Origin of the sequence: Streptomyces amritsarensis, from assembly GCF_001953875.1 — a bacterium.
Taxonomy (GTDB): Bacteria; Actinomycetota; Actinomycetes; order Streptomycetales; family Streptomycetaceae; genus Streptomyces; species Streptomyces amritsarensis.
Genome location: NZ_MQUR01000002.1, coordinates 161068 through 177421, shown reverse-complemented (window position 1 = coordinate 177421; position 16354 = coordinate 161068). Strand labels below are relative to the sequence as shown.

Annotated in this window: 18 protein-coding genes; 5 read left to right on the top strand and 13 right to left on the bottom strand. The window is 72.8% G+C overall.

Annotation, left to right across the window (positions count from 1 at the left end):
• From AVW11_RS01970 to AVW11_RS01960, 3 genes are all read right to left on the bottom strand, one after another.
• Nucleotides 1–780: serine hydrolase domain-containing protein (locus AVW11_RS01970; protein WP_240528108.1), on the bottom strand; the 780-nt coding region annotated here is incomplete at its 3' end.
• A gap of 17 nt (nucleotides 781–797) precedes the next feature.
• Nucleotides 798–1313, bottom strand: a complete 516-nt coding sequence (locus AVW11_RS01965; RefSeq protein ID WP_076043018.1) for a nucleotide triphosphate diphosphatase NUDT15 — start codon at nucleotides 1311–1313, stop codon at nucleotides 798–800.
• Nucleotides 1310–1927, bottom strand: coding sequence for a helix-turn-helix domain-containing protein (locus AVW11_RS01960; RefSeq protein ID WP_076043017.1), 618 nt, complete (start codon nucleotides 1925–1927; stop codon nucleotides 1310–1312). Before AVW11_RS01960 ends, AVW11_RS01965 begins: the two co-directional genes overlap by 4 nt.
• 65 nt (nucleotides 1928–1992) lie before the next feature.
• On the opposite strand from AVW11_RS01960, the gene AVW11_RS01955 reads away from it, so the two are divergent.
• Nucleotides 1993–3009, top strand: coding sequence for an NAD(P)/FAD-dependent oxidoreductase (locus AVW11_RS01955; protein WP_076043016.1), 1017 nt, complete (start codon nucleotides 1993–1995; stop codon nucleotides 3007–3009).
• A gap of 192 nt (nucleotides 3010–3201) precedes the next feature.
• Nucleotides 3202–4692, top strand: a complete 1491-nt coding sequence (locus tag AVW11_RS01950) for an NAD(P)-binding protein (protein ID WP_076043015.1) — start codon at nucleotides 3202–3204, stop codon at nucleotides 4690–4692.
• A 49-nt stretch (nucleotides 4693–4741) separates the two neighbouring features.
• On the opposite strand, the gene AVW11_RS01945 is transcribed toward AVW11_RS01950, so the two are convergent.
• Complete coding sequence (locus AVW11_RS01945; protein WP_076043014.1) at nucleotides 4742–5809, bottom strand: ATP-dependent DNA ligase; 1068 nt, start codon at nucleotides 5807–5809, stop codon at nucleotides 4742–4744.
• A 75-nt stretch (nucleotides 5810–5884) separates the two neighbouring features.
• Between AVW11_RS01945 and ligD the strand changes: the two genes are divergently transcribed.
• Nucleotides 5885–6904 (top strand): non-homologous end-joining DNA ligase, encoded by a 1020-nt coding sequence (ligD, locus tag AVW11_RS01940; protein ID WP_060177763.1) that lies wholly within the window; start codon nucleotides 5885–5887, stop codon nucleotides 6902–6904.
• A 229-nt stretch (nucleotides 6905–7133) separates the two neighbouring features.
• Nucleotides 7134–7379 carry a WhiB family transcriptional regulator gene (locus AVW11_RS01935; RefSeq protein WP_030847179.1) on the top strand — a complete coding sequence of 82 codons (246 nt, stop codon included), beginning with the start codon at nucleotides 7134–7136 and terminating at the stop codon, nucleotides 7377–7379.
• A 1-nt stretch (nucleotide 7380) separates the two neighbouring features.
• On the opposite strand, the gene AVW11_RS01930 is transcribed toward AVW11_RS01935, so the two are convergent.
• The 9 genes from AVW11_RS01930 to ssgD form a co-directional block, all read right to left on the bottom strand.
• The gene (locus AVW11_RS01930) at nucleotides 7381–7962 is read right to left on the bottom strand and encodes a hypothetical protein (protein WP_030847182.1); all 582 of its coding nucleotides are present in this window, start codon (nucleotides 7960–7962) and stop codon (nucleotides 7381–7383) included.
• Nucleotides 7959–8579: a hypothetical protein gene (locus AVW11_RS01925; protein ID WP_143568788.1), complete on the bottom strand. Its 621-nt coding sequence runs from the start codon at nucleotides 8577–8579 to the stop codon at nucleotides 7959–7961. Before AVW11_RS01925 ends, AVW11_RS01930 begins: the two co-directional genes overlap by 4 nt.
• Nucleotides 8576–9709: a hypothetical protein gene (locus AVW11_RS01920; RefSeq protein WP_030847187.1), complete on the bottom strand. Its 1134-nt coding sequence runs from the start codon at nucleotides 9707–9709 to the stop codon at nucleotides 8576–8578. The genes AVW11_RS01925 and AVW11_RS01920 overlap by 4 nt, the downstream gene beginning before the upstream one ends.
• Complete coding sequence (locus AVW11_RS01915; protein ID WP_076043013.1) at nucleotides 9702–10004, bottom strand: hypothetical protein; 303 nt, start codon at nucleotides 10002–10004, stop codon at nucleotides 9702–9704. The genes AVW11_RS01920 and AVW11_RS01915 overlap by 8 nt, the downstream gene beginning before the upstream one ends.
• Nucleotides 10005–10076: 72 nt before the next feature.
• A complete protein-coding gene (locus AVW11_RS01910; RefSeq protein ID WP_060177768.1) occupies nucleotides 10077–11048 on the bottom strand; it encodes an acyl-ACP desaturase in 972 nt (323 codons plus the stop codon).
• Between the two features lie 166 nt (nucleotides 11049–11214).
• Nucleotides 11215–11436, bottom strand: coding sequence for a hypothetical protein (locus tag AVW11_RS01905; protein ID WP_060177769.1), 222 nt, complete (start codon nucleotides 11434–11436; stop codon nucleotides 11215–11217).
• Between the two features lie 103 nt (nucleotides 11437–11539).
• On the bottom strand, nucleotides 11540–12391 hold the full coding sequence (locus AVW11_RS01900; RefSeq protein ID WP_076043012.1) for a helix-turn-helix domain-containing protein: 852 nt from the start codon (nucleotides 12389–12391) through the stop codon (nucleotides 11540–11542).
• A gap of 130 nt (nucleotides 12392–12521) precedes the next feature.
• Nucleotides 12522–14162 carry an ABC-F family ATP-binding cassette domain-containing protein gene (locus AVW11_RS01895; RefSeq protein ID WP_076043024.1) on the bottom strand — a complete coding sequence of 547 codons (1641 nt, stop codon included), beginning with the start codon at nucleotides 14160–14162 and terminating at the stop codon, nucleotides 12522–12524.
• A gap of 322 nt (nucleotides 14163–14484) precedes the next feature.
• On the bottom strand, nucleotides 14485–14901 hold the full coding sequence (gene ssgD / locus AVW11_RS01890; protein ID WP_030847206.1) for a spore wall synthesis regulator SsgD: 417 nt from the start codon (nucleotides 14899–14901) through the stop codon (nucleotides 14485–14487).
• A gap of 381 nt (nucleotides 14902–15282) precedes the next feature.
• On the opposite strand from ssgD, the gene AVW11_RS01885 reads away from it, so the two are divergent.
• Nucleotides 15283–16344 (top strand): WD40/YVTN/BNR-like repeat-containing protein, encoded by a 1062-nt coding sequence (locus AVW11_RS01885; protein WP_030847209.1) that lies wholly within the window; start codon nucleotides 15283–15285, stop codon nucleotides 16342–16344.
• The last annotated feature ends 10 nt before the right edge of the window (nucleotides 16345–16354 follow it).

Here is a 16354-nt window from a genome sequence, read left to right as displayed (position 1 = left end):
CCGCTCCTGGAACTGCCGTTCCAGCGGCTGCCCGCCGGCCTTCTCCGCCACGAGCCCCAGCAGCGCGTAATTGGTGTTGCTGTACTCGTACGACCGTCCGGGCGGGAAGTTCGGCGGACGGGCGAAGGCGATCTCCAGCATCTCCCGAGGCGTGCGGGCCTTGGCCGGTTCGGCGTCCAGGGAGGCCGACAGCTCGGGTGCTTCGGTGTAGTTGTAGAGCCCGCTGCGCATGGTGAGCAGGTGGGCGAGGGTGATGTTCTGCCCGTTCGGCACGCCCGGGACGTGCGCGGACACCGGGTCGGTCAGCTTGAGCCTGCCCTCCTGGGCGAGCAGGAGGATCAGCGCCGACGTCAGGGTCTTGGTGTTGGAGGCGATCCGGAAACGGGTGTCCGCGGCGGGCGGCTCGGCGGTGCCGAGCTCGGTCGTGCCGACGCTCGCCCGGAAGGTGCCCTGCGGGGTGCGGAGCAGGACCATGGCACCGGGCACCATGAGCGCTTCGGCCGCGCGTTCCACGGAAGCCTGGAGTGCGGCCGGGTCGATCCGCTTCAGCGCGGACCCGGAGGGCTCGGGCGTGGGCGCGCCGGCCGTGGCCGCCGGTGCGGCGCGCGACGCGGCGCGCGCGTCGGACGAGGCCGCCGAGCCGGGCTCCGAGGGCAGCGCGAACCCTGCCACGAGCAGGGCCGCGCACGGCGTCAGCACAAGGGTGCGGCGGGCGGCTGCTCGCGGTTTCGTCATGTCGGCGTCACGGTCCTCGTGCTCGACGATGAAACAACCGGACAATCCCGCAATTTTATCAGCTACCCGGCATTCGGGGTGTGTCGGGCGGTGCTCGCCGTCGGGTAGTCGTGCGAGGGGACGTCCGGCAGTTGCGTGAGGTCGGGGCGCCAGGCGCGGAGCACCGCCGCCGAAGGGGCGTAGAGCGCCGACGGGATCTCGACGGGCGCGAACCACTCCCAGCGGGCGATCTTGTGGGGCTCGGTGACGACGGGTACGCCCTGCGCGGTGGTGGTGACGGCGGCCGCCGTCAGCCGGGTCAGGCCGGACTTCGCGTCGATCTGTACGGACAGGACGCGGACGCCCTCGGGAGCCACCCGCAGATCCGTCTCCTCGGCGAGCTCCCGCGCGGCGGCCTGCTCGAAGCCCTCCCCGGGGTCGACCTTGCCGCCGGGCAGCTCCCAACGGCCGTCGTGCGCCTGGCCGAGCAGCACCCGGCCGTCCGCGCCGATGACGACGAGGCCGACACCGACGACGGCGTTCGGCTGCGGAACGGCCCGTTCGGGGCGTTCGGGGCGTGCTGCGCCGGTGGTGCTCATGGACGTCCTTCCGGAGAGGTGGTGGGCCGGGCGCGGACGTGGATCCGTTCGCCCTGGGGGCCGAAGAGGCTGAGGAACTCCGCGGGCTGCGGACCGGCGTTGCAGAAGGCGTGCGGTGTGCGCGTGTCGAACTCGGCGGCCTCTCCGGGGCCGAGCACGAGGTCGTGCTCCCCGAGCAGCAGCCGGACCCGCCCGGACAGCACGTACAGCCACTCGTAGCCTTCGTGGACCTTCAACTCGGGTACCGGCGCCGGGCCCTCGACCGGCGGGAGGATCTGCTTGAAGGCGTGCACCCCGCCGAAGTTGCGGGTCAGCGGGACGTAGGTGTGGCCGTGCCGGACGAAGGGGCGCGGGCGGATCCGCGGATCCCCCGTCTCCGGCGCGCCGACCAGCTCGTCCAGGGCCACCCGGTGCGCCCTGGCCAGCGGAAGCAGCAGCTCCAGGGTCGGCCTGCGCTGCCCGGACTCCAACCGGGAAAGCGTCGACAGCGAGATGCCGGTGGTCTCGCTCAGCTGGGCCAGCGTGGTGCCGCGCTGCCGGCGCAGGGCCCGCAGCCGCGGGCCCACCGCCGTGAGCACGCCGGCGAGTTCCTCGTCCTGCTTCTCGGGGGCCATGACTCCATTTGCCGCTTCGGCAAGAACATTTGTCAAATGGTGGATTCGGGCAGACCCTCGCAGACATGGACAACACAAGGGAAGACTCGTTCGACGTGGTCGTCGTCGGTGGTGGCGCGGCCGGACTGGCCGGGGCGCTCACCCTGGTCAGGGCCCGCCGTTCCGTGCTGGTGATCGACTCCGGCAGCCCGCGCAACGCCCCGGCCGCGCACATGCACGGCTACCTCGGCCTGGACGGGGCGAGCCCGGCCGAACTGCTCGCCCGGGGGCGCGCGGAGGTGGAGGGTTACGGCGGGCGGATCCGGCCGGGCACGGTCGTCGCCGCGGACCGGCTGTCCGACGGGGACTTCCTCGTCCGCTGCGGGGACGGCTCGATCGTGCGGGCGCGGCGGCTGCTGGTCGCCACCGGCCTGGTGGACGAGCTGCCGGCGGTGCCGGGGCTCGGGGAGCGCTGGGGGAGGGACGTGCTGCACTGCCCGTACTGCCACGGCTGGGAGGTGGGGGACGGGCCGGTCGCGGTGCTGGCCGACGGTCCGATGGCCGTGCACCAGGCGCAGCTGTGGCGGCACTGGAGCGAGCGGACCACGCTGCTGGCGCACACCTGGCCGCCGGGGGAGGAGGACCGCGAGCTGCTGGCGGCCCTCGGGATCCGGGTCGTCGAGGGCGAGGTGACCGGCCTGGCCGTCGCGGACGACCGGTTGGCCGGGGTGACCCTGGCCGGCGGGGCCGCGGTGGAGTGCCGGGCGCTGGTGGTGGCCCCGCGGTTCACCGCCCGTTCGGGCGTCCTGACGAGCCTGGGCCTGCCCACCACGGACATGACCCGGGACGGCCACGTGATCGGCCGTTGCGTCGATTCCGACCCGGCCACCGGGGCCACGGCGCTCCGCGGGGTCTGGGTGGCGGGCAACGTGACCGCGCCCCTGGAGAAGGTCGCGGGAGCGGCCGCCCAGGGCGCGCAGGCGGCCGCGGCCCTCAACGCCGACCTGATCGAGGAGGAGGCCCGGCGCGCGGTGGAGGCCCGTCGCGCGGGCGCGGCGGAGCCGGCCGGGGAGGGCGCGGCCGGCCGTACGGGCCGCGGCTGACCGCGGGGCCCGGCCGGCCGTACGAGCGGCGGCCGGCCGGCCGTACGGGCGCGGGCACGGGACCGGGCCGCCGCGGATCGCGGGCCGGGCAGCGGTGTGCCGGACACGTGTGCGGGTTTCGGCCCGCCCCCGTACGCGCAGGCTCTGGGCGGTGTGATCGTCGTACGGTCCAACGGTTCGGGGGGACGTTCCATGGCACATGTGCTGGTCATCGGCGGCGGCATCGGCGGGCTCGCCACCGCGCTGCTCGCGGCGCGGCGCGGACACACGGCGGAACTCTTCGAGAGCGACACGCGCGCCCCGGGCACCGCGCTCGACCGCGACTTCTTCGGCTGGCGGCGGCCGACCGTACCGCAGGCGGTCCAGCCGCATGCGCTGCTCGGAGCCGCCCGCAACGTCCTGCGGGACGACCTGCCCGACGTGTACGCGGAGATGCTCCGGCTGGGCGCCCGTGAGCGGCACGAGCTGGACTGGTTCGAGGTGCGGCCGCCCGAACTGCCCGGCGACGAGGACCTCGTGATGCTCCAGGCGCGGCGCATCGTGCTGGAGAGCGCCCTGGCCACGGCGCTGCGCGCGGAGCCGGGAGCGGTCCTGCGCCACGGCGAGCCGGTCACGGGACTCATCACCCTGTCGCAGGCCGGGGCCGACCGCGCCGGGCGCGCCCTCGACTGTGCCGACGGGGTCGACGGGGCCGACGGGGCAGGCGGAGACCGTGGGGCAGGCGGGGCAGGCGGGGACGGCAGTATCCGGGTGACAGGAGTGACCACGGGAACGGGTAGTTACGAGGGGGACCTCGTCGTGGACGCGGGCGGCCGGCGCGGCGGCATCGAGCGCAGGCTCGGCGCGGCCGGCTGCCGCCCGCCCGTCGTGGAACGGCACCGCACCGGACTCGCGTACTTCTGCCGCTGGTACCGGTTGCCCGACGGGATCGACGAGGGACCGCGGCGGCCCTGGGCGGTGACCGGCGGCGCCTTCGCCGGGTGCGCGGTCTTCCCGGCCGACAACAGGGTCTTCGCCGTGACGCTGTTCGTGCACACCTCGGACACCACGCGTTCGGCGTTGCGCGACCCCGCGGTCTTCGAGCGGGCGGCCCGCGCCTTCCCGCCGGGCGAGGCCTGGCTGGCGCTCGGCGCCGAGCCGCTGTCGGGCGTACTGGCCACGGCGAGCCTGGACAACCGCTGGAGCGCACTCGTGGACGAGCGCGGGCCGGTGGTGACCGGGCTGGTACCGGTCGGCGACTCGATCACGCACACCAACCCGACCCTCGGGCAGGGCGCCTCCCTCGCGCTGTGGGCGGCGCGCAGGGTGGCCCGTACGGCGCACCGGGACCCCGGGTCGGAGCGGTTCGCCGTGGACCACCACGAATGGGCGGTGCGGACGCTGAAGCCGTGGTTCGACTTCCAGGTCGTCGCCGACGCGGCCATCGGCGAGCGCTTCGCGACGCGGGCGGGCCGTACGGGGACGGCGCGCGAGGTGGCCGCACTGTTCGACTGCGCGCTCGAGGACCCCGAGGTGATGCGGGCGCGGGCGCGCGTGCGGCACCTGGCGGAGCCGCCGGAGCGGGCGTACGCGGCCCCGGAGGTCCGGGCCCGGGTGGCACGCTGGCTGGCGGCCCGGCCGGACTACGCGCCGAACGGGGTGGGCCCGGACCGGGAGGAGTGGGAGAAGCTCACGGCCGGCTGACGGCCCGGCCCGGCCCGCCGCCGGGCCCGACGCGCGCCCAGGGCAGGTCTCAGCCGGCCTGCCCGAGCACCTCGGCGAGGTCGTAGCCCACGACCTCCTCCAGCTGGGCGTAGGTGCAGCTCTCCGGCGTCCGGTCGGGCCGCCAGCGGCGGAACTGCGCGGTGTGCCGGAAGCGGTCCCCCTCCATGTGGTCGTATCCGACCTCGATGACGCGCTCCGGGCGCAGCGGCACCCACGAGAGGTCCTTCTTGCCGGTCCAGCGGCTCTGCGCGCCGGGGAGCCGGGCGCTCTCGTGGGCGGACTCCTCGGCCCAGGCGGCCCACGGGTGCCCGGTCGGGTCGGGCATCCGCAGGGGTTCGAGCTCCTCCACCAGCTCGGCGCGGCGCTTCATGGGGAAGGCGGCGCAGACGCCCACGTGCTGGAGCGTGCCCTGAGCGTCGTGCAGGCCGAGCAGGAGCGATCCGACAATCGGACCGCTCTTGTGGAAACGGAAACCGGCGACGACGACGTCGGCGGTACGTTCGTGCTTGATCTTGTACATGAGGCGGGCATCGGGCCGGTAGGGGAGATCGAGCGGTTTGGCGATCACCCCGTCGAGCCCGGCGCCCTCGAACCGCTCGAACCACTCCCGCGCGAGCGCGGGATCGGTGGTCGCGGGCGCGAGGTGGACGGGGGGCCGTGTGGTGGAGAGGGACCTGACCAAGGCGGTACGGCGGTCGGTGAGCGGGGCGTCGAGGAGCGCCTCGTCGCCGAGCGCGAGCAGATCGAAGGCGATGAAGCTGGCGGGGGTCGTCTCCGCCAGAAGGGCGACACGGGACTGCGCGGGGTGGATCCGCTCGGTCAGCCGGTCGAAGTCCAGACGCCCGTCGTGGACGATCACGATCTCGCCGTCCACGACGCAGCGGGCGGGCAGATTCGCTCTGAAAGCCTCCACCAGCTCCGGAAAGTACCTGGTCAAGGACTTGCCCGTACGGCTGCCCACCTCGACCTCGTCGCCGTCGCGATGCACGAGGGCCCGGAAGCCGTCCCACTTGGCCTCGTACTGCATGCCGGGTGGGATCTTCGCCACCGACTTGGCGAGCATCGGTTTGACCGGAGGCATCACTGGCAGGTCCATGCCCCCGATTCTGCGGTGGTACGTCCGGACCCGCCCGGTGTGCGCCCGCGGTCCGGCCCGCCTACGGTGGCCCACATGGGTGCTGCTGGCAATGCGATCGAGCTGGAGGCGGCCGGGCGGACGGTACGGCTGTCCAACCCGGACAAGGTCTACTTCCCGGAGCGCGGGCTCACCAAGCGGCACGTCGCCGAGTACTACCTCGCGGTCGCGGACGGCATCGTCCGCGCCCTCCGCGACCGGCCGACGACCCTGGAGCGCTATCCCGACGGGGTGGAGGGCGAGTCCTTCTTCCAAAAGCGCGCCCCGAAGAACCTCCCCGACTGGATCCCGACCGCCCACATCGCCTTCCCGAGCGGCCGTACGGCCGACGAGATCTGCCCGACCGAGCCCGCCGCCGTCCTGTGGGCCGCCAACCTGGGCTGCCTCACCTTCCATCCCTGGCCCGTGCGGCGTGAGGACACCGACCGGCCCGACGAACTGCGCATCGACCTGGACCCCCAGCCGGGCACCGACTACCGCCACGCGGTGGCCGCCGCCCACCAGCTGCGCGGCCTGCTGGAGGAGCTGGGCCTGCGCGGCTGGCCCAAGACCTCCGGCGGCCGGGGACTGCACGTCTTCGTCCCGATCGAACCGCGCTGGACCTTCACCGAGGTCCGCCGGTGCGCCATCGCTCTCGGCCGGGAACTGGAGCGCCGCATGCCGGGCAAGGTCACGACGAAATGGTGGAAGGAGGAGCGCGGCGAGCGGATCTTCGTCGACTACAACCAGACGGCAAGGGACCGCACGATCGCCTCCGCCTACTCGGTCCGCCCCCGCCCGCACGCCCCGGTCTCGGCGCCGCTGCGCTGGGACGAGGTGGACGACGCCGAGCCGCGGGACTTCGACATCGTGACGATGCCGGCCCGCTTCGCGGAACTGGGCGATGTGCACGCGGACATGGACGACCACGCCTTCGCCCTGGACGCCGTACTGGACCTCGCGGCCCGCGACGAACACGAACACGGCATGGGCGACCTGCCGTACCCCCCGGACTACCCGAAAATGCCGGGCGAGCCCAAGCGCGTCCAGCCCAGCCGCGCCAAACAGGAGGACTGACCACCCCGGCCGCCGCCGCGCCCCGTCACAGGAGTGGCTCGGAGAAGTCCGCCCCTGACAGCCGGGACCGGGCACGTCCGGCGCCCGGCTACGCCCGCCGCATGCTCACCCGCGGGGGCGGGAGAGCGCCGCTGTCAGTGCGGGGTGCGATGCTCTCGGGAGGGGCCGCACACGTCCTGTTGATCAGGCGTATAGCGGACGTCCATCGGCGCTCACCAGTATCTGCGGCATGTCTACGAACACCTCTGCCGCAGCCACCGACACCGCCGCCTGGTACGAACTCGCCCTGTGCGCCCAGACCGGCCCGGGCTTCTTCTTCCCGGAGCCGGGCTCCTCGTTGCGCGATGCGAAGCGGCTCTGCGGGGCGTGCGAGGGGCGGGCGGCCTGCCTGGAGTACGCCCTGGCCAACGACGAGCGCTTCGGCGTCTGGGGCGGCCTCTCGGAGGCGGAGCGGCTCGCCCTGCGCCGCCGCTGACTCACGTCCGCGTGGCCTTCCCGCTCGCCCGGACCAACCCCACCCGCCGCGCGAGCTCGAACCCCTCGCCACCGCACTCCTCGCGCCGCGGCGTGTGGGGCACGACCCGCACGGGGTAATGCCCCCCGACGGGCGACACGACCCCGCCGAAGCGGGGGTCGCCCGCGAACCAGATCCGGTCGGGGTGGTCGTTCTCCAACTGCGCGAGCGCGATGGGGAACGGCAGGATCCGCAGCGTGGCCGTGAGGTCCTCCCGAAAGACGATGACGATCGTCGCCGGGCTCCCGGGCGGGCGGACCGGGTGCCGGCACGGCCACTCGCGCCAGGGGTAGGACCGCAGTACGGCCTTGACCCGGTGGCGCCTGACGTAGGCGATGGCCACCCAGGGCAGGTAGGGCGCAACGAGCAGGGTGATCAGGGCACAGGCCATGCCTGCATGGGGGACGCGGTCGATGCAGGCCAGTGCCACCAGTGGAGGACCGCCCAGACTGAGTACCCAGCCGAGACGGCGGATGACCAACCGCCTGTATCCGACGGGGGTGAGCGGATGGTCCCAGGCCACCTTGGCGAGCGACAGGCTCACAGCAGTACCTCCAAGAGGCGGGAGGACCCGCCCGCCTTCGACGTACCTGACTCCGGGTCGGCGAAGAGGGCGGTGCCAGCGACCGCCTCGAGAATGTCCGTGTATGCCTCAGCGTGCTGGGTTGAAGCGCTGGTGATGTCGAAGACGAGTAGGTGGAGTCCGTCCGGGTACACAGTCGCAACTCTGGCCTGAAACAGACGATGCTCCACATCGGGCACGGAGATGGTGCCCGCAACCAGGCAGCAGGGAAGCCCGGACGGCAGATCGATGAACCGGCGGATCGAGCGGGTCCAGTGTGGCGAGCGCGCGATGGCCAGCGCCGTACGTGCCACGGTCAGTCGAGGGTTGGGCTGTCCGGTCGGCCGCACGGCCAAAGAGAACAGCGACGTTGCTACGCCGACGGGCTCCTCGGGATGAAATCCGATCGCGGTGTGCACGACATCGTGGTCCGCGAGCTTTTCGAGACCGTCCATCAGTTTGGACAGTTCCTGGTGGGCACCGCTGCTTCCCAGAGCCTCGGCGAATGCGTGCAATGCCGGCCTGTCGCCAGGGCCGATGTCATGAAAGCCGGGAGGCAGACGGAACCAGACCGGCGGTGCGGAGCGCTGATGTGTCATGGCCTCAGCACCGACCAGACGTGCCCGGACCTCTTGATCGCTGTGGGCGCGTCGTCGAGGATTCCTCGGGTGCCGTCCACCGCTGTGGAGCTGTGTTCAACGTTCTCGTTGTCAGGCCCGTAGTCGAACCCGGCGGTCACCGCTCCCGTACCGGCGACAACCACACCCACCCGGTCACGTGTCTCCTGAGTTGATGTCCGCATCGCCCATCCTGTGAGCGGGCTTTCCACCTGGCGCACATCATCGGCCGTGGACCATGCCGCTTGCCGGAAGGCCGTGGCGCCCGGTGCGAGGCCCGTCAGGGCGCTGGCCTCCGGGGAGGCCGCCATGGCCGCGCGGGCTGCCGCCGTGCCCGCTTTGGCACCGGAGGCGATTGCCGCCACGCCGGGGACGGAGCCGGCGGTGTCTCCCAGGAGGGTCACGCTGCTCTTCCAGAAGTCCGCGTCGAACTGGCCCTTGGTGAAGCCGTCCGTCAGGGACTTGCGGAACTTCGGGTCCGAGGTGTGCATGGCCAGCGCGGCCAAGGACAGGCCGCTGCCCACCAGCATGATCGCGAGGCCCGCCGGGGGGAAGAAGAGGGCTACGCCGGCGCCGATCGCGCCCAGGATTGCCGAGGCGTTCGAGAGGGCGTCCGCCGGGTCTTCGGTGATCTTGCGCCAGATCGAGGCCAGGAGGCCCGGTTCCTTCGGGGCCAGTTTGTCCGTCGCGGCGTTCAGCGCCGCGGCCACCCGGCGGGCCGCCGCCGCGTGTTCGGCGGCCAGTTCACGGGCCAGGCGGCGGGCGTCGGTGAGGGCCTCGTCGGTCTTCGCCGCCGCGGCCAGGGCCTCGTACCGTGCGGCCAGCTCGCGGTGCGCGACCAGCGTGTCGTGCCAGCCCGTGAGCCGGCGGGCGGCCTCCGCCAGGGAGGTGTGGGCCGAGGCCAGGTAGCGGGGGAGGTCCCGGGAGAGGGCGGCGCGGAAGGCGGTCGCCGCCTCGCCCTGCCAGGACGAGCTGTGCGAGACGAGGTCCGTCACCACGCGGGAGGCCTCGTCCAGCGACTTCGCCGACGCGCCCAGCTTCTTGGTCAGGGCCAGGACGGCGGCCGGATTCCCGGGGGCCGGGTCGAAGCCCAGCGCCGCGTGCTCAGCCACGGGTGGCCGCCGCGCGGAGGAAGGCCGCGCGGACGGCCTGCTCCAGTTCCGCGTAGTCCGCCGCGCTGCGGTCGACGCCCTCCCGTACGGCCTTGACCCGCTTGGTCAGCTCCCGGGTGCCGTAGGCCCACCGTTCCTGGAAGCCGTCGCACGCCGCATCGAGATCCGCCGTGCCCAGCTGGTCGGGCCGTAGGTGGTCCAGGGCCCGCCGGGCCTCCCGCATGGAGCTCAGTGAGGAGTCCAGGGCGCGGGTCAAACGGGTCAGCTGGTCGATGTCCACCTGGAGTGACGTCATGACGCGAAACCCTGGCAGAGCGCGGCTCTGCCAGGGCAATCGGCGTCACTCGCCCGAGCGGGCGGAAATCGGTCAGCCCTTGCGGGCCGCGAGGCGCGCGGCGCGGGCGGCCAGCTTCTCGTCGAACTTCGTGGCCTCGGCGTTGAGGCCGTTCATGAACAGGCCGAGCTCGTCCTGGGCCTTCTGGCCCTCCGGGCCGAGGTCGGCGATGTCCATGACCTTGAGGAAGCGCAGGACCGGCGCCAGCACGTCGTCGTGGTGGATGCGCAGGTTGTAGACCCCGCCGATGGCCATCTGCGCGGCCATGCGCTCGAAGCCGGGCATGCCGTGTCCGGGCATCCGGAAGTTGACGACGACGTCCCGCACCGCCTGCATGGTCAGGTCCGGGGCGATCTCGAAGGCCGCGCCCAGCAGGTTGCGGTAGAAGATCATGTGCAGGTTCTCGTCCTGCGCGATGCGCGCCAGCATGCGGTCGCAGACCGGGTCGCCGGACTGGTGGCCGGTGTTGCGGTGCGAGATGCGCGTGGCGAGTTCCTGGAAGGCCACGTACGCCACGGAGTGCAGCATGGAGTGGCGGTTGTCGGACTCGAAGCCCTCCGACATGTGCTGCATCCGGAACGCTTCCAGCTTGTCCGGGTCCACGGCGCGCGAGGCGAGCAGGTAGTCGCGCATCACGATGCCGTGGCGGCCCTCCTCGGCCGTCCAGCGGTGCACCCAGGTGCCCCACGCCCCGTTGCGGCCGAAGAGCGTCGCGATCTCGTGGTGGTAGCTGGGGAGGTTGTCCTCGGTCAGCAGGTTCACCACCAGCGCGATCTTGCCGATGTCGGTGACCTTGGACTGCTGCGGGTCCCAGGCCTCGCCGTCCTCGAAGAAGCCGGGGAAGTTGCGGCCGTCGCTCCACGGAACGTACTCGTGGGGCATCCAGTCCTTGGTGACCTGAAGGTGGCGGTTGAGCTCCTTTTCGACCACCTCTTCCAGCGCGTACAGCAGCTTGGCGTCGGTCCACGCCTCCGAGCTGCCGAGGTGGGGAGAGGTGATCGTCACGGGTACTCCTGGGTGCAAAGCGAATTACCTACGGTTCCGTAGCCTACGGAGTCGTAGGTTAAGCCCGACATCAAGGCCAGCCAAGCCCCCCGGGTGCCTATGTCCGGTTACATCCGGTTATCTGTGCAGTTTGGGAGGGCTCAGGAGGGGAAGTGGACGGGCAAAATCACGCCAGGAGGTGGTCGGCGGCCCCCGCCTTGACGGCCGATACCAGCGCGCGGAGTGCCTCGACGGAATCGGACACGTGCGCACCGGACCCCGTCGTCCCGATGTACGCCCGCCCGGCGGCGTCGCGGCCGAAGCGGAAGCAGTTGGCGCCCTCGCTGCAGAACGGCTCCGACCACGCGATGTGCGTGCGGACGGTCGAAGCGGTCTCGGACGTTTTCATGTCGCTCTCCGGTTCTCTTCGGTCTCCCGGTTTCTCCGGATTCCCCGGTTTCCCCGCCGGACCCGGACCCGGACCGGGGCCGGGGCCCCGGACCCCGCGCCGGTCACAGGTCCCGCGCGACGGCGCGGATGAAGTCGCGGGAGGCGGCCGCCGGCAGGGCCAGGGAGCGCAGCCGCTCCAGCAGCCCCCGGTACCGTGCCAGCTTCGCGTCCGAGTCGACGAGCATCGAGCCGTGCGAGCTGTCCAGCTGCACGGTGTCGAGCCGGCCCAGCGCCGCCGCGGCGTACGTGAAGGACTGCCCGGATCCCGGGAGGCCGCCGACGCCGAACGGGATGACCAGGACCGTCGTACGCTCCCGCTCCGACTGTGCGAGTACGTGCTGCAACTGCTCCCGGACCACTCCGGTCCCGCCGAACCGCATCCGCAGCGCCGCCTCGTGCACCACCGCCTCGAACAGCGGCGGCCGCTCCCGCGCGAACACCTGCTGCCGGCTCATCCGCAGCGCGAGCCGGGCCTGCAGCTCGGCCTCCGGCAGCGGCGGGTCGGCGGCGCCGAAGACCGCCCGCGCGTGCGCCTCGGTCTGGAGCAGTCCGGGTATGTGCGTGGTCACCGCGGTGTGCAGCCGGACCGAGTGGTGCTCCAGCTCGCAGATGTCGAGCAGGCCGGGCGGCAGGGTTCCCCGGTGCCGCTCCCACCACCCCTTGTGCCGCTCCTGCGCCATCGCCGCGAGGAGGTCCACGAGCTCGGGGTCCCGGCAGCCGTAGTGGCGGGCGAGGGTGCGGACGCGTTCGGCGCTGATGCCGATCCGGCCCGACTCGATGTTCGGGATCCGGGTGCGGTCGACCCCCAGCAGCGCCGCCGCCCACTGGACCGACGTGCCCGACTCCTCGCGGAGCCTGCGCAGCTCGGAGCCGAGGCGCCGCTGTCTGGCGGTGGGTGTGCTCCTGGGTGGCACGGCTCCCCTTCCCGCTGCCCGAGTTTCGCTACGGTGTGTAGCGTAAGTTACACACAGAGCAACCATCGCGCCCTGTATGACGCACCTCGGGCGGGGAGGGGAACCCGCGAACGCCGCACGCGTCAGCCGGTCAGCCGTGCCACAGCGCCTCCCGGACCTCCTCGGCCGTGGTCGGCCGCAGCTCGCCGTCCAGCAGCAGCCAGCGCGTGACCCCGATCGACTCCAGGAACGGCACGTCGTGGCTCGCCACGACGAGCGCACCCCGGTACGACTCCAGCGCATCGGTCAGCTGCCGCACGCTCGACAGGTCGAGGTTGTTCGTCGGCTCGTCCAGCATGAGGAGCTGCGGGGCGGGCTCGGCCAGCAGCAGCGCCGCCAGTGCCGCCCGGAACCGCTCGCCGCCCGACAGGGTGCCGGCCGGCCGGTCCGCCCGCCCGCCCCGGAAGAGGAAGTGGGCGAGGCGGGCCCGGATCAGGTTGTTGGTGGCCTGCGGGGCGAACCGCGCCACGTTCTCCACGACCGATCGGTCATCGTCCAGCACGTCCAGCCGCTGCGGCAGGAACCGTGTGGTCACATGCGTCTCGGCCGTCCCGGACTTCGGTGCGAGCTGCCCCGCGATCGTGCCCAGCAAGGTGGTCTTGCCCGAGCCGTTGCGGCCCACCAGCGCGATCCGCTCCGGACCCCGCAGCTCCCACTCGCCCGGAACACGGGCCCCGTGCGGCAGGCGCAGATCGCCGAGGGTCAGCACACGCCGCCCCGGCGGGACCAGGGTGGCGGGCAGTTCGATGCGGATCTCGGCGTCGTCGCGGACCGCCTCCACCGCCTGGTCCAGGCGTTCCTTCGCCTGGGCCAGCTTCTCGGTGTGCATGATCCGGTGCTTGCCGGCCGATTCCTGTGCCGCGCGCTTGCGCGCGCCCATCACGATCTTCGGCTCGCGCTTGGTCTCGTACATCTTCTGGCCGTAGCGCTTGCGCCGGGCCAATTTGACCTGCGCGTCGGCGAGTTCGCGCTTCTGCCGCTGTACGTCGGCCTCCGCGACGCGGACCATCCGTTCGGCCGCGTCCTGCTCGGCGGCGAGCATCTCCTCGTAGTCGGTGAAGTTCCCCCCGTACCAGCGGACTTCGCCGTCGCGCAGATCGGCGATCTGGTCGACCCGCTCCAGCAGTTCGCGGTCGTGGCTGACCAGGAGCATCACCCCGGACCAGGACTCGACGGCCGCGTACAGGCGGCCCCGGGCGCGCAGGTCCAGGTTGTTGGTCGGCTCGTCCAGCAGCAGGACGTCGGGACGGTCCAGCAGCAGGGCGGCCAGGCGCAGCAGGACGGACTCGCCGCCCGAGAGCTCGCCGACGGTGCGGTCCAGGCCGATCCGGGCGAGGCCGAGCTGGTCGAGCGTGGCCAGGGCCCGCTCCTCCACGTCCCAGTCGTCGCCGACGGCGGCGAAGTTCGCCTCGGTGGCCTCGCCCGCCTCGATGGCGTGGAGTGCGGCGCGAGCGGTGCGGATGCCGAGCGCCTCGTCCACGCGCAGGGCGGTGTCGAGGGTGACGGTCTGGGGGAGGTAGCCGACGGAGCCGGCGACGGACGACTGGCCCTCGGACGGGGTCAGTTCACCCGCGATCAGCTTCAACAGGGTGGACTTGCCGCTCCCGTTGAGTCCGATCAGGCCGGTGCGGCCGGGGCCGACGGCCAGCTGGAACCCGTCGAACACCGGGGTTCCGTCGGGCCAGTCGAAGGACAGGGCGGAGCAGGTGATGAATGCAGGGGCGTGACTCATGGAGGCCTCCAGGTTGCGTGGATGGTGCGTGCAACGCGGGGAGACAGCCGACGCTCGGATCGCGAACGCGATCGCGGCAGTGACGGCGACCGTGGCCGTGAGGGCCGTGAGGGCCGTGAGGGCCGTGATGGCCGCGATGGCGGGGATCACGGGGTCTCGACGGCCGCGGTGACCGCGGTGGCCGCGGGTGACCGGGGTGGTCGCGCTGGTCGGTGTCTCGGACCTCAGAAGAGCAACGTCCTGCTCCGTTCGACGGCGATGGGGCGTCAACGAAGCTACGGGCGGCCCCCGGCCGCCCGCAATCGATTTACGGCGGGGTGGATCAGCAGGTGTCGCGCATCAGCTCGGCCAGGCTGTGGTCCATGTCGAGGTAGAGGTGCTCCAGACCGGGCGGGACCACGGCCGCGGCCCGCTCCAGGAACCTGTGCAGCTCGGCCGTCAGCATCAGGACGATCGCGACGCCCTCCACCGCGTGGAACTCGATCGTGGTCCGGTCCCCGTCGTACGGCCGTACGCGCACATCGCCGCACCCGGACGGGCGGTCCAGCCCGGATTCCAGCAGCTCGCGCGAGAAGGTCCACGAGACCGCGACGCCTTCCAGCGTGGCCGGCGCGGGGAAGGCCATGCGCACGGCGAACGGATCCGCCCGGTCGTAACAGAGGGTGACGGGAACGGTCTCGACCTTCGGCGCGGTTGCGACCAGACGGGCCTGCGCGGCCTGCTCGATGACAGTGATCAAGGCTCACTCCCTTACGGCGGATCTGCTGCCGGACGGCGGGGGTGGGGCCCGGCAACCCGATAGACGCCGGAATCGGCAAATCCGTGCATGGGCGTTCGCGTGAGCTGTGTCACCGACTGGCCGGAACCCGCCTGTGTGATCGCACAGAGTGACCGTGTGGGCGGAAGTGCGCGAAGGCGGGGTGCTGCCCCGCGCCGGGGCCGCGGGCTCTTCAGAAGGGCCGGTTGTCGCTCACTCCAGAGGCGCAACGCGCGGTCGCCGGAGCGCCGGTGCGGACCCGGGCGGCCGGCGGGCGGGGAGCGGCGGTGAGGCCCTCTGGACGGCGGATCCGCAGGTGCGTTAGCTTCCGGCGCCATGAGACGTCTGGATGTTGGAATTGGCATGTGCGCGGCAATACTGGCGGCCGGGGTGCTCGCGGGCCCCGCGCACGCCGAAGAGCGGGGCCCCGGACCGGACTTACGCGCGGCCGGCTGGTCCCTCAAGGACACCGGGCAGACCGCCCGCTTCCGGGGACTCGCCGCGGTCAGCCGGACCACGGCCTGGGTCGCGGGCTCCAAGGGGACCGTGCTGCGCACGCTCGACGGAGGCCGCAGCTGGCAGGACGTCTCCCCGCCCGGCGCGGTCGCGGACCAACTGGAGCTGCGCGACATCGAGGCCTTCGACGCACGCCGCGCGGTGGCCCTGTCCATCGGCGAGGGCGAGGCCTCCCGGGTGCTGCGCACCGACGACGGCGGCGCCACCTGGACGGAGACCTTCCGCAACCCCGACCCGCGCGCCTTCTACGACTGCCTCACGTTCTTCGACGCCCGGCACGGGCTGGCCATGAGCGACCCGGTGGACGGCAGGTTCCGCATCCTGGCCACGGACGACGGCGGCCGCCACTGGCGGGTGCTGCCCGGCGAGGGCATGCCCGAGGCGCTGCCCGGTGAGGCGGGCTTCGCGGCGAGCGGCCAGTGCCTGGTCAGCGCCGGGCCGCGCGACGTCTGGCTGGCCACCGGCGGCGGCGCGAGCGCACGGGTCCTGCACTCCGCGGACCGCGGCCGGACCTGGCGGGTGGCCGAATCCACCCTTCCGGCGGGAGATCCCGCACGCGGGGTCTTCGCCCTCGCCTTCCGGGACCGTGCGAGGGGCATCGCCGTGGGCGGCGACTACCGCACCGGGCAGGCCTCCCCGCAGGCCGCTGCGGTGTCCGCGGACGGCGGACGCACCTGGCGCCAGGCCGCGACGCCGCCGCCGGCCTACCGGTCCGGCGCGGCCTGGTACCCGTACAGCGCGGGGACGGCGCTCGCGGTCGGGCCCACGGGAACGGACGTGACCACGGACGGGGGCCGCAGCTGGCGGCCGCTGGACGCGGGATCCTTCGACACGGTCGACTGCGCCGCCGACACGGGCTGCTGGGCGGCGGGGGAGAAGGGCCGGGTGGCACGCCTGGAACGCCGCTGACCCGCGGCCG

Excerpts from the sequence above, each read along its gene's own strand:
- AVW11_RS01965 (WP_076043018.1), bottom strand. The coding sequence starts at position 1,313 with ATGAGCACCACCGGCGCAGCACGCCCCGAACGCCCCGAACGGGCCGTT.
- AVW11_RS01960 (WP_076043017.1), bottom strand. The coding sequence starts at position 1,927 with ATGGCCCCCGAGAAGCAGGACGAGGAACTCGCCGGCGTGCTCACGGCG.
- AVW11_RS01955 (WP_076043016.1), top strand. The coding sequence starts at position 1,993 with ATGGACAACACAAGGGAAGACTCGTTCGACGTGGTCGTCGTCGGTGGT.
- AVW11_RS01950 (WP_076043015.1), top strand. The coding sequence starts at position 3,202 with ATGGCACATGTGCTGGTCATCGGCGGCGGCATCGGCGGGCTCGCCACC.
- AVW11_RS01945 (WP_076043014.1), bottom strand. The coding sequence starts at position 5,809 with ATGGACCTGCCAGTGATGCCTCCGGTCAAACCGATGCTCGCCAAGTCG.
- ligD (WP_060177763.1), top strand. The coding sequence starts at position 5,885 with ATGGGTGCTGCTGGCAATGCGATCGAGCTGGAGGCGGCCGGGCGGACG.
- AVW11_RS01935 (WP_030847179.1), top strand. The coding sequence starts at position 7,134 with ATGTCTACGAACACCTCTGCCGCAGCCACCGACACCGCCGCCTGGTAC.
- AVW11_RS01925 (WP_143568788.1), bottom strand. The coding sequence starts at position 8,579 with ATGACACATCAGCGCTCCGCACCGCCGGTCTGGTTCCGTCTGCCTCCC.
- AVW11_RS01915 (WP_076043013.1), bottom strand. The coding sequence starts at position 10,004 with ATGACGTCACTCCAGGTGGACATCGACCAGCTGACCCGTTTGACCCGC.
- AVW11_RS01905 (WP_060177769.1), bottom strand. The coding sequence starts at position 11,436 with ATGAAAACGTCCGAGACCGCTTCGACCGTCCGCACGCACATCGCGTGG.
- AVW11_RS01895 (WP_076043024.1), bottom strand. The coding sequence starts at position 14,162 with ATGAGTCACGCCCCTGCATTCATCACCTGCTCCGCCCTGTCCTTCGAC.
- AVW11_RS01885 (WP_030847209.1), top strand. The coding sequence starts at position 15,283 with ATGTGCGCGGCAATACTGGCGGCCGGGGTGCTCGCGGGCCCCGCGCAC.